The sequence below is a fragment of the Isoptericola nanjingensis genome (genome assembly GCF_050311635.1).
In the GTDB taxonomy this organism is placed as follows: Bacteria; Actinomycetota; Actinomycetes; order Actinomycetales; family Cellulomonadaceae; genus Isoptericola; species Isoptericola nanjingensis.
This window is the reverse complement of record NZ_JBNOZL010000009.1, coordinates 238,637-253,004: the sequence shown is the minus strand read 5'-3', so window position 1 is coordinate 253,004 and position 14,368 is coordinate 238,637. Positions and strand designations below refer to the sequence as shown.

At 70.9% G+C, this 14,368-nt stretch carries 15 protein-coding genes, 1 tRNA gene and 1 pseudogene; 7 read left to right on the top strand and 10 right to left on the bottom strand.

Translation table 11 applies throughout. The annotated features are described in order from the left end of the window. Window positions 1-109: 109 nt before the first annotated feature. Window positions 110-1,042, top strand: coding sequence for an alpha/beta fold hydrolase (locus ACQP6G_RS19115; RefSeq protein WP_429766825.1), 933 nt, complete (start codon window positions 110-112; stop codon window positions 1,040-1,042). Window positions 1,043-1,074: 32 nt separating this feature from the next. Here the strand turns inward: ACQP6G_RS19115 and nth are convergent, their stop codons facing one another. After that, on the bottom strand, window positions 1,075-1,824 hold the full coding sequence (gene nth, locus ACQP6G_RS19110) for an endonuclease III (protein WP_429766689.1): 750 nt from the start codon (window positions 1,822-1,824) through the stop codon (window positions 1,075-1,077). Between the two features lie 186 nt (window positions 1,825-2,010). Between nth and ACQP6G_RS19105 the strand changes: the two genes are divergently transcribed. Further along, window positions 2,011-2,688 (top strand): Crp/Fnr family transcriptional regulator, encoded by a 678-nt coding sequence (locus ACQP6G_RS19105; RefSeq protein WP_416345052.1) that lies wholly within the window; start codon window positions 2,011-2,013, stop codon window positions 2,686-2,688. A 429-nt stretch (window positions 2,689-3,117) separates the two neighbouring features. Here ACQP6G_RS19105 and ACQP6G_RS19100 read toward each other — a convergent pair whose 3' ends face one another. After that, on the bottom strand, window positions 3,118-3,579 hold the full coding sequence (locus ACQP6G_RS19100; RefSeq protein WP_429766688.1) for a RidA family protein: 462 nt from the start codon (window positions 3,577-3,579) through the stop codon (window positions 3,118-3,120). After that, on the bottom strand, window positions 3,579-3,743 hold the full coding sequence (sp36, locus tag ACQP6G_RS19095; protein WP_139820690.1) for a Sp36 family protein: 165 nt from the start codon (window positions 3,741-3,743) through the stop codon (window positions 3,579-3,581). The genes ACQP6G_RS19100 and sp36 overlap by 1 nt, the downstream gene beginning before the upstream one ends. Window positions 3,744-3,882: 139 nt before the next feature. On the opposite strand from sp36, the gene ACQP6G_RS19090 reads away from it, so the two are divergent. The 3 genes from ACQP6G_RS19090 to ACQP6G_RS19080 all read left to right on the top strand — a co-directional run bounded on the left by ACQP6G_RS19090 (window position 3,883) and on the right by ACQP6G_RS19080 (window position 7,357). Then, window positions 3,883-6,261, top strand: coding sequence for a transglycosylase domain-containing protein (locus tag ACQP6G_RS19090; RefSeq protein WP_429766686.1), 2,379 nt, complete (start codon window positions 3,883-3,885; stop codon window positions 6,259-6,261). Beyond that, entirely contained in the window at window positions 6,258-7,187 is a 930-nt protein-coding gene (locus tag ACQP6G_RS19085) for a metallophosphoesterase (RefSeq protein ID WP_429766823.1), read from the top strand. Before ACQP6G_RS19090 ends, ACQP6G_RS19085 begins: the two co-directional genes overlap by 4 nt. Before the next feature lie 93 nt (window positions 7,188-7,280). Next, window positions 7,281-7,357 (top strand) — tRNA-Pro (locus tag ACQP6G_RS19080). Between the two features lie 97 nt (window positions 7,358-7,454). On the opposite strand, the gene ACQP6G_RS19075 is transcribed toward ACQP6G_RS19080, so the two are convergent. From ACQP6G_RS19075 to ACQP6G_RS19050, 6 genes are all read right to left on the bottom strand, one after another. Next, complete coding sequence (locus tag ACQP6G_RS19075) at window positions 7,455-8,315, bottom strand: site-specific integrase (RefSeq protein ID WP_429766685.1); 861 nt, start codon at window positions 8,313-8,315, stop codon at window positions 7,455-7,457. A gap of 90 nt (window positions 8,316-8,405) precedes the next feature. Continuing rightward, window positions 8,406-9,589 (bottom strand): IS3 family transposase gene (locus ACQP6G_RS19070; protein ID WP_429766683.1). Its coding sequence is split into 2 segments (ribosomal slippage): window positions 8,406-9,299 and window positions 9,302-9,589, totalling 1,182 coding nucleotides; the frame shifts between segments, so codons are not numbered across the junction. Window positions 9,590-9,977: 388 nt separating this feature from the next. After that, window positions 9,978-10,172, bottom strand: a complete 195-nt coding sequence (locus ACQP6G_RS19065) for a DUF1737 domain-containing protein (protein ID WP_429766681.1) — start codon at window positions 10,170-10,172, stop codon at window positions 9,978-9,980. A gap of 130 nt (window positions 10,173-10,302) precedes the next feature. Then, entirely contained in the window at window positions 10,303-11,055 is a 753-nt protein-coding gene (locus tag ACQP6G_RS19060) for an AraC family transcriptional regulator (RefSeq protein WP_429766679.1), read from the bottom strand. A gap of 50 nt (window positions 11,056-11,105) precedes the next feature. Beyond that, window positions 11,106-11,408 (bottom strand): putative quinol monooxygenase, encoded by a 303-nt coding sequence (locus tag ACQP6G_RS19055; protein WP_429766677.1) that lies wholly within the window; start codon window positions 11,406-11,408, stop codon window positions 11,106-11,108. Between the two features lie 256 nt (window positions 11,409-11,664). Then, complete coding sequence (locus ACQP6G_RS19050; RefSeq protein ID WP_429766675.1) at window positions 11,665-12,447, bottom strand: hypothetical protein; 783 nt, start codon at window positions 12,445-12,447, stop codon at window positions 11,665-11,667. Between the two features lie 131 nt (window positions 12,448-12,578). On the opposite strand from ACQP6G_RS19050, the gene ACQP6G_RS19045 reads away from it, so the two are divergent. Beyond that, window positions 12,579-13,634: a hypothetical protein gene (locus ACQP6G_RS19045; protein ID WP_429766674.1), complete on the top strand. Its 1,056-nt coding sequence runs from the start codon at window positions 12,579-12,581 to the stop codon at window positions 13,632-13,634. 13 nt (window positions 13,635-13,647) lie between these two features. Here ACQP6G_RS19045 and ACQP6G_RS19040 read toward each other — a convergent pair. After that, a pseudogene (locus ACQP6G_RS19040) lies at window positions 13,648-13,737 on the bottom strand (integrase core domain-containing protein); the annotation flags it as partial. Window positions 13,738-14,017: 280 nt separating this feature from the next. Between ACQP6G_RS19040 and ACQP6G_RS19035 the strand changes: the two are divergent. After that, entirely contained in the window at window positions 14,018-14,284 is a 267-nt protein-coding gene (locus ACQP6G_RS19035) for a GlsB/YeaQ/YmgE family stress response membrane protein (RefSeq protein WP_429766673.1), read from the top strand. The last annotated feature ends 84 nt before the right edge of the window (window positions 14,285-14,368 follow it).

The window sequence follows — 14,368 nt, the reverse complement described above, 5'->3', positions numbered from 1 at the left end:
TGCCTGACCCGAGCCCGTCGCAGGGTCGGGCAGGCGGACGAACCTGTGACATCGCGCGCCCGTACGGGCCCCGGCGCGCCGCAGCGGGTAGGTTCGACCGGTGACCGCGATGTCGGACTCCAGCGACTTCTCCAGCGCCCTGGTCGACGGACCCTGGCGGCACGAGCTCGTGCCCGCGAACGGCGCCCGCTTCCACGTCGCGCTCGCCGGGCCCGACCGGACGAACGGCGGCCGCAGCCCGCTCGTCGTGCTGCTGCACGGGTTCCCGCAGTTCTGGTGGGCGTGGCGGCACCAGATGGAGCAGCTCGCCGACGCCGGGTACCGGGTGGCGGCGATGGACCTGCGCGGCGTGGGCGCCTCCGACAAGCCGCCGTCCGGCTACGACGTCCCCACCGGCACCCAGGACGTCGCGGGCGTGGTGCGCTCCCTCGGCCACGACCGGGCGGTCGTCGTCGGGCACGGCACCGGCGGCGTCACCGCGTGGTCGATGGCGCGGCTGCAGCCGGCCGTGACCGCGGCCGTGGGCGCCGTCTCCGCGCCGCACCCGGCCCGCCTGCACGTCTCGGGCCGCCGGCTGCTCACCCCGCTGGCACGCCGCCAGCTCGCCGCCTACCAGCTGCCCACCCTGCCCGAGCGCCGGCTCACCGACGGCGACCAGGTGGCGCGCGTGCTGCGCGACGGCGCCGCGCGCCCCCTCGGCACCGACGCCTACGAGCTGTACCGCACGGTGATGCGGATCCCGTTCGCGGCGCACACCGTGATGGAGTCGCTGCGCTGGATGGTCCGCTCGACGCCGCGCCCCGACGGCCGCCGCTACCTCGCCGCGCTGCGCGAGCCCGTCGACGTCCCGGTGCTGCAGGTGCACGGCGAGCTGGACGGCTTCCTCGACCCCCGCCACGCCCCCGTCGACGGGGCGGCGCTCGCCCGCGACTTCCGCTACGAGACCGTCGACGGCGCCGGGCACTTCCTGCCCGAGGAGGCCCCCGACGAGGTCGGCAAGCTCCTCGTCGACTGGCTCGACCACGCGCTCGCCCCCCGCTGAGACCGGGTCACGGCTCGGTCAGTGGTCGGGGCTCAGCCCCGCGGCCCGGGCTTGACGAGCTTCGCCGCGGCGACCGGGTCGGTCTCCCCGATCCCGAACGACGGGCACCAGCGCGCCACCGGGCACGCCCCGCACGCCGGCCGCCGCGCGTGGCACCGCCGGCGCCCGTGCCAGACGAGGTGATGGCTCAGCATCGTCCAGTCCTTCTTCGGGAACAGCGCCCCGACCTCGTGCTCGACCTTGACCGGGTCCTCCTGGTCGGTCCAGCCGAAGCGGCGCGCCAGCCGGCCGAAGTGCGTGTCCACCGTGATCCCGGGGACGCCGAACGCGTTGCCCAGCACCACGTTCGCCGTCTTGCGCCCCACGCCCGGCAGCGTCACCAGGTCGTCCAGGCGGGCCGGGACCTCGCCGTCGAACCGCTCGACGAGCGCCTGCCCCAGCCCGATGATCGAGCGCGTCTTGGCCCGGAAGAAGCCCAGCGGCTTGAACAGCTCCTCCATCTCCGCCGGGTCCGCGCCCGCGTACGCGGCGGCGTCCGGGTAGCGGGCGAAGATCGCCGGCGTGGTCGCGTTGACCCGCACGTCCGTGGTCTGCGCCGACAGCACCGTCGCCACCAGCAGCTCCAGCGGCGTCGTGAAGTCCAGCTCCGCCCGCGCGTCCGGGTACGTCACCGCCAGCTCGCGGTCGATGCGGCGCGCGCGTCGCACCAGCGCGACCCGCGACTCGCCCGTAGGCGTCGCGTCGGACTGGAGGGCGGTCGAGGAGGTGGGCTTCGTCGGCACACTGCGAGCGTAGCCACGCCCGCCCACACGGGCTCCGGCAACGCCTCTCCGGCGCCCCCCGGCGCTTCGTCGTGCCGCGATTTGGTGCGGTGAGGCAGACTGAGAACCGGAACACACCCTCTTGACAACCCCCGGACGACCGCACCCGACCCGGGACGGCCGCCCACGAACCACGTGAGGAATCCTGTGGACGACACCGTCGTGCTCTCCGCCCCTCTCTTCGCGGACATGGAATCCGAGGAGACGAAGGCGCTCTTCGAGTCCATGGTCCCGGTCGAGCTGACCCGCGGGGACGTCCTCTTCCGCGAGGGCGAGCCCGGCGACCGGCTCTACGTCATCGCGCAGGGCAAGATCAAGCTCGGCCGTCGGTCGAGCGACGGCCGGGAGAACCTGCTGTCGATCCTCGGCCCCGGCGAGATGTTCGGCGAGCTGTCCCTGTTCGACCCGGGCCCCCGTACCGCGACGGCCTCGTCCGTGTCCGACGCGCTCGTCTACGAGCTGCGCCACCAGGCCCTCGTGCAGTGGATCGCCGCGCACCCCAGCGTCGCCACCACCCTGCTCGGCGCCCTGGCCCGCCGCCTGCGCCGTACCAACGAGACCCTGGCCGACCTCGTCTTCTCCGACGTCCCCGGCCGCGTCGCCAAGGCGCTCCTCGACCTCTCCGCCCGCTTCGGCGAGCCCAACGACGACGGCATCCGCGTCGCCCACGACCTCACGCAGGAAGAGCTCGCCCAGCTGGTCGGCGCCTCGCGCGAGACGGTCAACAAGGCTCTGGCGGACTTCGCGACGCGCGGTTGGGTGCGTCGTGAGGGTCGCGCTGTGGTGCTGCTGGACATCGACCGTCTGGAGCGGCGGGCTCGCTAGTCCTCGCGGCCGCACCTGGTTGCGGCCGACACCTTTCTCGCTGCCGCAGGCGGGAGGGCCGCCACTCCTGCCTTGCGCGTCGCGGTTCGTTCGCGCCGCGCCGTCGTGCGGCCGCGTGAGGAGCGCGCTCGCTCGTGGTGGGAGATCTCCCGGTGCTGTGACCCGGCCGGGGACCTGTCCCCCGAAGCCACCCGCCGCCGGCGCCCTGCAAACCCAGGGACCGCAGGTCGCGCCGCGCACCGTCACCACGTCGTCGAGCGCGTCATCCGAGGAAGCGGCGCGCGAGACGGTGCAGGAGCGGGTGGGGACGAGGTCCTTCGCCAGGTCGTAGAAGTCCCGAAGTCGAGGGCCCCCTGGGGCCCGTGAACGAGACCTGGCGAAGGACCTCGTCCCCACCCGCGTCCGCAACCAAGAGCTACGGACAGAACCTCAGGAAAGCTCGACGACCAGCTCCACCTCGACCGGAGAGTCGAGCGGAAGAACCGCCACCCCCACCGCGGAGCGGGCGTGCACGCCCGCCTCGCCGAAGATCTCGCCGAGGACGTTCGAGGCGCCGTTGACGACGCCGGGCTGGCCGGTGAACGACGGGTCGGAGGCGACGAAGCCCGTCACCTTGACGATCCGCGCGCCGTCGAGGGTGCCCACGAGGGAGCGGACGGCGGCGAGCCCGTTGAGCGCGCAGGTGCGCGCCAGGTCGGTGGCCTCCTCCGGCGAGACGCCGGCGCCGACCTTGCCGGTCAGCGGCAGCGCGCCGTCGACGAAGGGCAGCTGGCCCGCCGTGTAGACGTAGTTCCCGGAGCGGACGGCGGGGACGTAGGCCGCGACGGGCGCGGCGACGTCGGGCAGGGTGATGCCGAGCTCGGCGAGCCGGGCCTCGGGCGAGACGCTCATCACTGCCCGCCGGAGGGGCGCTTGAGGTAGGCGACCAGGTTGGTGCTGTCGGGGCCGGGGACGACCTGGACGAGCTCCCACCCGTCGGCCCCCCATTGGTCGAGGATCGCCTTGGTGTTGTGGATCAGCAGGGGGATGGTCGCGTACTCCCACGTGGTAGCCATGCCGCGATCGTAACCAGCGACCGCCCCGAGCGCCGTCGTCACGTCGTCCCGTCGCTCCCACGACGGGTCCACACGATCTGCACAGCGGGACCGGCGTCGCGGCCGTGCCGCCTCGGACTCAGCCCGTACCCTGGTGGGCATGGCCAAATCCGACCCTCGCCGCATCACGCGCACGATGCCGGCGACGCAGCTCGTCGCGCTGCTGCTCGCGTTCGTCCTCGCGGCCGGTGTCGGCGGCGTCCTCGCCGCCGGGCTGGTCATCCCGATGGTGGCGGGAGCCAACGCCGCGGCCGACAGCACCGTCGCGATCTACGACGAGGTGCCGGCGGAGCTGGAGCCGCGGCCGATGTCGCAGCAGTCGCGCATCTACGCCGCGAACGGGAAGCTGCTCGCCACGTTCTACGCGCAGAACCGCATCGTGGTGCCGCTGGACGAGATCTCCGAGCCGATGCAGCACGCGGTGATCTCCATCGAGGACGAGCGCTTCTACGAGCACGGCGGCATCGACGTGCAGGGCATGACGCGCGCGCTGGCCAACAACGTGGCCGGCCACGCCACGCAGGGTGCGTCGACGCTGACGCAGCAGTACGTGAAGAACATGCTCATCGACCAGGCCCTGCAGGACGGCGACCAGTTCGGCGTCATCAAGGCGAGCGAGGACTCGATCTCCCGCAAGCTCACCGAGGCGAAGATGGCCATCTCCCTCGAGAAGACGATGACCAAGGACGAGGTGCTGCAGGGCTACCTCAACGCCGCACAGTTCGGGTCGCGCAGCATCTACGGCGTGGAGGCCGCGGCCCGCTACTACTTCGACAAGCACGCTTCCGAGCTGAGCATCGTCGAGGCCGCGACCATCGCCGGCATCACGAAGTCGCCGAGCCGCTTCGACCCCACGGTGAACCCGAAGGACGCCAAGGAGCGTCGCGACCTCGTGCTGCAGAACATGTGGAAGCTGGGGTACATCTCCACCGAGGAGCGCGACGAGGCGAAGGCGACGCCGATCAAGAAGTCGCTGGACGTCAACCCGACCGAGATCGGCTGCGCCGCCGCCAAGGACTCCGCGTTCTTCTGCGACTACGTCACCAAGGAGATCGTCACCAACCCGGTGTTCGGCGAGACGAAGGCCGAGCGTCAGCAGCTGCTGTACCGCGGCGGCCTCGAGATCCACACCACGCTGGACCCGAAGAAGCAGAAGGCCGCGGCCGCGGCGGTCAAGAACGCCGTCCCCGCGGGCGACTCGAGCGGCCTGCAGTCGGCCATCGCGTCCGTCGAGCCGGGCACCGGGAAGATCCTCGCGATGGCGCAGAACATCCCCTACACGCCCTCCGAGGGCAAGGAGGGGACCACGCGCGTCAACTACGCGGCCGACCCGACCCACGGTGCGTCCGGTGGTTTCCAGGTGGGCTCGAACTTCAAGCCGTTCGTGCTCGCGGAGTGGCTCAAGGAGGGTCACACCCTCTCGGAGCGCGTGAACGCGAACGAGGTCACCCGCGTGGTGGGCAACTTCCAGACCAAGCCGTGCGTCGGCTGGCTCGGCCCCGAGCCGTGGACCCCGGGCAACGCCGAGGGCGGCGGGCAGGGCTACATCAGCGCGCTCGAGGCGACCTACCGGTCCGTCAACACGGCCTACGCGTCGATGGGCTACGAGCTCAACCTCTGCAACCTGCGCAACACCGCGTGGGACATGGGCTTCCGGCCCACCCGGTCCGAGGACAACAACGGTGCCGTGATCAACGAGCCGAAGCGGGACAACATCGACGTCCGGGCGCCGATGATTCTCGGCACCCAGGAGTCGACCCCGCTGTACCAGGCGGCGGCCTACGCGACGCTCGCCACCGGCGGCACCTACTGCTCGCCGGTCGCGATCACCGCGGTCTCCGGCCCCGGAGGCAAGGAGTACGACGTCCCGGACGCGAAGTGCGACAAGGACGCCCTGCCCTCCAACGTCGCGAACACCGTGGTGTACGCGATGGAGAAGGTCTTCACCGAGGGCACCGCGCGCACGCTGGGCGGTCTGGCGGACGGGCGGCCGGTCGCCGGCAAGACCGGTACGTCGAACGCGTCGGCACAGACCTGGTTCACCGGGTTTACGCCGAACCTCTCGACCTCCGTCTGGGTGGGCAACGCCGACAAGCCCAACGAGGACCACACCAACGGTGGGGTTGTGAACGGCAAGCCCTACCGCGTCCTGTACGGCTCGACCGTCGCCGCCCCGGCGTGGAAGGACTACATGGACAAGGCGATCTCGGGTCTCCCGGTGAAGGACTTCGGCGCCCCCGACCAGTCCATGATCGGTGTCTCGGCCCCGCCGCCCTCGTCGGGCGGTGACGACGGCGACGACACGAGCGACGACGGCGGCGGCGGCGGCGGCGACAAGGGCAAGGAGCCCAAGGGCGACGAGGGCAACGACCGCGGCGGCAACGGCAACGGGAACGGCCGCGCCGACGCGGCGGCCGCCTGGGACGCCGTCCAGAACGGTGACTGGGAGTCGCTCGGCGACGCCTGGGGCGACAACTGACCCCCGGCTGGCAGGTCGCCGGCGGGCTCGTCGCCGCCGGCGTCGCGGGACTCGGCTACGCCCACCTGGAGACCAAGCTCTTCACGGTGCGCCGGGCCACGGTTCCGGTGCTGCCCGCGGGCGAGCCCGAGCTGCGGGTGCTGCACGTGTCCGACTTGCACCTCACGCCGTCGCAGAGCCGCAAGATCGCCTGGGTGCAGTCGCTGGCGGAGTACGAGCCGCACCTGGTGGTGAACACCGGCGACAACCTGGCCCACCGGGACGCGCTCGGGCCGCTGCTGGAGGCGCTCACCCCCCTGCTCACGACGGCGCCCGGCGCGTTCGTCATGGGGTCGAACGACTACTACGCGCCCGTGCCGAAGAACCCGGCGCGGTACCTGCGGCGCGACACCCGCATCGTGCACACCCGCCCGGCCGAGCTCCCGTCCGAGGAGCTGGCCGGCGCGATGGTCGCCGCCGGGTGGCGGGACCTCACCAACCGCCGCGACACGATCGAGGCCGACGGCCGGCTGCTGTCGCTCGTGGGCGTGGACGACCCGCACCTGGACCGTGACGACTTCCCCCCGTCGCCGGCCACCACCGGCGTTGCGCCGGACGACGCGGTGCTGCACCTCGGCGTCACGCACGCCCCGTACCGGCGCGTGCTGGACCGCATGCACGCCGACGGCGCGGACGTCGTCCTCGCCGGCCACACGCACGGCGGGCAGCTGCGGCTGCCGGGCGTCGGCGCGCTCGTCACCAACTGCGACATCGACCGACGCCGGGCCAGCGGCCTGCACGGCTGGCCGGGTCCGCGGCCCGACGAGACGGGCGGCGCGGGCTCCGCGTGGCTGCACGTGTCGGCCGGCGCGGGCACGTCGCCGTACGCCCCGGTGCGCTTCGCGTGCCGCCCGGAGGCGACGTTGCTCACGTTCACCGCCCGGTAGCCGGATCTCGTTTTCGTCCAGGCCCGATCGTCGGTTATTCTGAGCAGGCTTCCGCACGAGGACGTAGGTTCTGCGGCGTGGGAGCAAGTCCTTCGGGGTGTGGCGCAGCTTGGTAGCGCGCTTCGTTCGGGACGAAGAGGTCGCAGGTTCAAATCCTGTCACCCCGACCAGCCGAGAGGCCCTCTGAACAGCGGAAACGCTGGACGGAGGGCCTCTTGCTTTGTCCGATGGAACCCCGGAATGGTCGCTGGGGGCGCAACTGGGGGCTTACGCGCCGGCGGCAGTGTCTCCACCGGGCATCTTGAACAGCGGCTCCATGTGCCAGTCCGGGGCGACGACCTCGATGGTGGCGAACGAGTTCATGAACGTCGCCCCGTCCTGGATCACCGGTCGCAGCTCGTGCCGGTAGATCCGCTCCGTGGTCGAGGTGTCCGAGTGTCCGACGACGTCGGAGATCTTCTCGACCGCGGCACCGCCCAGCGACATGAGCGAGACGAACGAGTGCCGTAGCTCGCGCGGCGTCCACTGGGCAGGGTCGATGCCGGGCACCAGCTTGAGCGCCGACCGGAACCCACGGCGCACGTTGGCTGCGTCCAGTGCCGTGCCGAGCGTCGTCGTGAACACGAGGCCGTGCTCCTTCCACACGGTGCCGGCCTTCACCTTGTCGGCAACTTGGTCGCGATGTCGCCGACGGAGGACGTCGGCAACGAGCTCGGGCATCGCGAGGGTGCGCCGCGACTTCTCTGTCTTCGTGTCTCCAGACTTCCGCACCGAGCGCCAGACGGCGATCGTCGGCGGCTCACCCTCGAGGTCGACCCGATCCCACGTCAGCGCGCGCATCTCCTCGGTCCGGATCCCGACGAGCATCGAGACGACGATGTACGGGTACATCCAGTGACCCTTGGTGAGCATGAGGACGTCGAGGGCCTGCTTGTCGGAGAGCGACTTCGACTTCCGTCCGGCCGTACCCCGAGGCGTCACCACGAGCTCGACGACATTCCGCTCCAGGAGGTCGCGCGCCATCGCCCGCTTCACGACGGCGTTGAGGCATGCCCTGACGTCCGTGATGGTCCGGGTCGAGTGGGTCGCGACCAGAGACTGCAGCAGCTTCTCGACGTGCTTGGCCACACATGTACTCGTGCTTCCTGACGGTCGCGTCGTCGACCTGGCCCTGCCCGTAGAGCAGGGGTCTGCTGCACGGGTAGGTGACAGTGGTTGTCAGGCGGCGAGTGCGACCTGAGTGGTGATGATGGCTTCGTACTCGATGGGGGTCAATCGTCCGAGGCGGGCCTGGCGGCGGCGTCGATGGTAGGTGCGCTCGATCCAGGTGATGATCGCGATCCGTGGTTCGGCCCGGGTGGTCCATCGGCGGCGGTCCAGGACGTTCTTCTGCAGCAGGGAGAAGAAGGACTCCATCGCGGCGTTGTCGCCCGCGGAGGCGACTTGCCCCATCGATCCGACCATGCCGTGACGGCGTAGCGCGGACAGGAATTTCCGGCTTCGGAACTGGCTGCCTCGGTCGCTGTGGATCACGCAGCCGGTCACGTCGGCGCCCTCGACGTGGCGTCTGGCGACGGCGTTCTCCAGTGCCTGGACGGCCAGCCTCGACTTCATGCGGGCGCTGATGGAGTAACCCACGATCCGGTTGGAGTACACGTCCTTGATCGCGCACAGGTAGACCTTGCCCTCGGCCGTGGGGTGCTCGGTGATATCCGTCAACCACAGGCTGTTGGGCTCACTGGCAGTGAAGTCACGTCGCACGAGGTCGTCGTGCGCGGGCGGGCCGGGCTTCTTGCCGCCCTTGGTCGCCTTCTTCTTGCCGAACACCGACCACCAGCGCCCGTCGCGACACAGCCGCCACATCGTGCGGTCACACGCGACATGGCCTGCCTGGCGGGCCTCGTCGGCCAGGAGCCGGTAGCCGAACTCCGGGTCGTCTCGGTGGGCGTCGAACAGGGCGTTGGCGAGATGAGCCTGCTCGAGGTCGGTGGCCGTGACCGGGTCGGCGAGCCACCGGTAGTAGGGCTGGCGGGCGATCTTCAGGACCCGGCACGTCACCGCGACGGGGATCCCCGCTGCGGCGAGCTCACGGACGAGCGGGTAGCTCATTTTCCCGGCAGGTGCGCCTGGGCGAAGTACGCCGCCGCACGACGCAGCACCTCTTTCTCCTGCTCCAACGCACGCACCCGCTTGCGCGCCTCACGCAGCTCGGCAGACTCCGACGCCGTCACACCGGGCTTCGCGCCGTCCTCGACATCGGCCTGGTGCAGCCAGTTGCGCAGGCACGACTCGCTGATTCCGAAGTCCTTCGCGACCTGCTTGATCGGGGTCTCTCCCTGGCGGGCGATGGCCACGACGTCGTCGCGGAACTCCTTGGGATGGGGTCTGGGTACGGGACACATCCTTCCAGCAGCACCCGCAGGCACCACAGGTCAGGTGTCACCTATCCGTGCAGCAGACCCGTGGCTCCCGTTCTCTGAGTTGGTCCGGCACTGAGTCGGTCCGGCGGACGATTCACTTCGATCGCCAGATACTTGAGGCGCGCGGGCAACGTGTCTTGTTTGGCGCCGCCAGCCTGCGGCTGCCGGTCGACCGCGACTTGAACGTGTCGTCGGGTACGAGGTAGGCGGCTCCTACTGCCCGCCAACGGCGGAGCCCAGCACCAGCACGGCCGTAGCACCGGGATCAGGCCCCCCTGAGGTCCCCGGTATCGGGAACACGGGCTTTGCGCGCGCCTCGCTGGGGCGGAGGACCTCCACGATGGCCGCCGGCAGCCCACCTGAGGAAGCATCACTCCTCGGACGTCGACCGGGGCCACAGCACGGCCTGTGCGGCGATGACCCGCTCCCCGCTCAGGCTGATCGACGGTGACCCGTAGAGGCGGTAGCCCAGCGTCAGGGCTTCGGAGACGCGGCGGCAGAACGTCGCGTCATCCGGGCCGGTCAGTAGTCGATACACGGGAAGCCCGTCCGGCGGCTGAGTCATGCGATCTCCTTGCGGTGCGGGGTGGATCAGTTCTGCCACTTCCCCTGCCGGATGCCCACCACCGATGCTGACGCTGCGGCGGGACGCTCAGGCCTGGCGGGTGCGAGTCAGCGAGCTGGCGGCCGACAGTTCAGGACCGGAAACTAGCCCGGTACTGCGTGGGAGTACGGCCGGTCAATTCCTTGAATGCGAGGTTGAAGGCGGACAACGAGCTGTATCCGACGGCGTACGCGACGTCCGTGACCGGGGCCTCGTCGGCGGCGAGGTGCTCGATCGCGGCCGCGACCCGCATCCTGCGCAGCACCGCGCGCCACGTCATGCCGGCCTCTTCCTCGAAGCGGCGCGCGAGGGAACGCGGGGCGAGGCCCACCGCGTCGGCGACATCCTCGAAGCGGACCGGATCCGTGAGGCGTCGCTCCGTCAGCGCCAGCGCGCGGCGCAGCTCGGGCGAGCGGCCCGCCGGCACGACGACCGGGCTCGGCTCCCGGGCGAGCCGCCAGGCCACCGCGGCGAGCGCGGAGTACAGCGTCTCGGCGTACGCGGTCAGCGGTGCGTCAGCCTCGCCCCAGGCGCGGCACTCGGCCAGCAGCGCGTGCGCCAAGGGGTCGAGGTCGAAGACCGTCAGCGGAGCCGGCGGGGGCGGCACCCAGGCCGTGTCGAAGAGGACGGATGCGGTCGTGGCCGGCCGCGGGATGCTCACCCGGATGGATCGGCCCGCCTCGATCAGCGCGGCGCGCGCCGGCGGCAGCAACCATGCCTGGCCCTGCGCCTCCAGCCGGAGGGTTCCGGCGGAGGCGCAGAGCAGGTAATGGCGGTCCGGGCAGAGGTCGCGCGCGGGCTCCGGCGCGAACCTGCGGACGAAGCTGGACGCGCGGCGGGTCATCGGCGGTCTCGCACGGCTCGATCCTAGGCGGCTGGTCGTGGCGCCGTCGGTCAGGCCACCGACTCAAGCAGGTCGGCACGGAAGCGCCGGCTCACCGTCGTGCCGTTCTGCAGCGGGCGGACCGACCCGCCTAGGCGCGCGAAGGAGTCGGAGCCCAGGTAGCGGGCGAACGAGGCCTCGTCGTCCCACTCGTGGACCACGGCGATCGCGGTGTCGTCCTCGCGTGCGGCGTAGACCCGAAAGGCGACGTTGCCGGGCATCGCGCGCACCAGGTCGGCCTCCGCATCGAACCGGGCGAGGGCGGCGGGGCGGTCGGCTGCGGCGGTGTGGAGATCGAGGATCGCGATGAACATGGGGCCTCCTGACGTGGGCGGCGGCTGCCGCGGAACGGGGACGACCCGATCCTCCGGCAGGGTCGACGCGGCACGCTCCCGCCGGTCGGACACGTTCACGCGTCCACCGGACGCGAGGTCATATCGCTGGAGTCGCCGCTGGCCGGCGCCCCGTCCTGCCTTCTTCCCGCCGCAAGCTCGCGACAATGGACAAGGTCAGCCACTGATCAAGTGGTACCCGGGTGGGCGATCACCGACCCTGAGTGTCCGGTGCGTCTCAGTGCGTCGTGACGGGTCGCAGGTACAGGCCGGCGCGGCAGCCCAGTTCTCCCGGCTCGAGCAGGATCCGGTCGAAATCGGTGAACCGCCAGGCCTCCTCATCGTCGGGCCGGACTGCCACCACGCAGTCGCGCGTGCCCAGCACCTGGACGGCGACGACGAGCACGTCCTCCTCCCGTTCGGCGTCGACCGCGGCGTCGTCACCGAGCGCGGCCCACACCGCAGGCCCGACATCCGGGGGCTGCGTGCCGTCGGGTAGCGCATTGAGGACCTCGAGTACACCCGACTCGAGGTCGGCGCGCTGAGACGCGACGGGGGTCGGCCGCGGTGTTGCCGCCGTGAGGGGCTCTGGACAGTCGATCTGATCGTGGTCGGCGACACCGTCCGGGTCGAACTGGTGCACGACGAACCGAACGCACGTCGTGCGGCTCCCGGAATTCCTTCCGGCGTCGAACAACCCGACGCCGTCTTCGTGAGCTACGTGGACGGTGACAGCCAGGTCGACCTGCGCGCCCCTGTCGTCGTCCGTGCGGCCTTCCCAGGCGAGCGGCACCACGCCGTACGAGGCACCGACCACGTCATGGGGAAAACGGGGGTAAGCCACGGCGCCCCGGGTCACGGACTCAGCATCCAACGCCTCACCTTGCACCTCCTGGATGTCGTCCGCGAGGCCGACGATCACGTCCCCGTTGAGACTGCGCGCCAACCGCTCCCCGCTCTGCGGAGTGAACGCGACATACCCGATCACGGCGGGGACTCCGAACACGAGCGCGAGGAACACGAGTGCCCCCGCCCGGCCGCCTCCGCCGCGCGCCGACCGGCGGGTGCGCTCAGGCGCGACGTCAGCGCCCCAAGGATCGATCACATCCCGGATCATCTCGGTGCGGGCGGGCCAGCGGCAAGAGTCGGCCGATGCCGGGACTCCCCCGGCGGGCGACTGCTGACCTGCAGCGACGATGTCATCGCATCAAGGTGCGAGCCCGACTGCTCTGCCGTTGGCGCCGCTCATCGGGCCGCTCGGAACCGGCGGCAGCCAGCGGGAGGCTGGCGCTCCGGGCAGCGGTCCGCCAGGATCGTCGCGTGCTCAACGCCGAGGGCAAGCCACAGCGTCGCAAGACCGGCCTCTTCATGAAGGTCCTGGGACTCGTCGCGCTCCTCGCGATCGTGCCGACGATCGCCACCATCTACATCGTGAACAAGCTGGTCGACGGGCCCGTCCGCGACGCCGCCGGGATCTTCGTCGCGGAAGACGGCGATGCTCTGGCCGCTGAGCTCGGGGAACGCGTCGCGATCGGGATCGCCGACGACGTCGAACCGTCCTACGACGAGCCCGCCGACGCCGCCGCGATCGTTCAACGACCCGCGATCGTGTCGCCGCGGCTGCCGCAGGGCGAGGACGGCGTGTCCTACTCGGTCGTCGCCCTCGCCTGGCAGGGGTCTTCCGGCGACCACGACGGAGCGGTGATCGACCTCGCCATCGTGGTCAACGTCGATCACATCGACAGCGTCATGGGCGATGCGGGTCGCAACTCGGGGAGCTCGAGGTCCTGCTGGCGGTTCGTGGTCCGGGCATCCGACCTGGACGACATCGCCGACTACGACAAGGTCGACTGCCCGAAGGCCTCGTCGCCTGCCCAGCCCTCGCCGACGCCGCCTCCGTCCCTCGACGAAAGCGAGAGCGGCGAGGTACGACAGGTGCTGGACCGGCTCCCCGACCGAGCGAGCCCGGACGACGCGATCGCGGCCCTGCGCGCCGTCTTTCCCCGGGTCGACGTCGTCCGGGCGGAACGGACAGCCGACGAGCTCGTCGCAGCCGTGGGCATCACCCAGGCACGCGACTGCATCGTGGCCGTGCGCCCGGACGGCAAGCCCACGTGGCAGTTCACTGCCTTCGACAGGATCCTCATCGAACCCGGCGAGTCGGGCTGCACACCGAGCCTTGACACCAGCCCGGTCACCACCCACTAGTTGTACCCGGCCATCACGTTGGTTGCAGTCGGCTGATTGGTGGTCGTCCGTCGAGTGCGCTGTGGCGGCGTTCAGTGTTGTAGTGCTCGATCCAGGGCGCAAGAGTGTCCCGCCCCGGCTCTGATGGAGGCGCCGTCGGGGCCACGGGGCGCCTCTCCGTGATGATCGCCGCTGGAACGGTCGCCGGCCTCCGGCGACGGACGCTAGCGCCACAACCGTCAGCAGGCGCGGCGAGACCGCTCGGCTACCTGCGGGGCCGCCGTGTGTCCTTCGCCACGTGCCCTTCAGGATGCGAGACACGAAGACCCGTGGAAATGTCCCGGCCCGGCGCAGAAGTGCGTTTCGCTGTGAAGTTCTGATTCGCGAACGAAAAGGAGATTGTCGTGAGCATCATCGGGTGGATCCTCATCGGGCTCATCATGGGAGCAATCGCCCGGGCCATCGTTCCGGGTGCGCAGAAGGGCGGCTGGATCGTCACGCTGCTGCTCGGGATCGTCGGCGCGCTCGTGGGTGGGTTCATCGCATCGGCTGTCTTCGGCACCAGCGTGAACGACGAGTTCTTCGACCTCGGCACGTGGGGCTTCGCCCTCGTCGGGTCGATCATCGTCGTGGCGATCTGGTCGTGGGCCACAGGTCGCAAGCACGCCTGACTCTCCATCGCTCGCCCCCTGCGCACCACGACCCGCGCAGGGGGCGAGTGCCGCAGTCCTGGGTCCGGCCGCGCGCCATGGCCG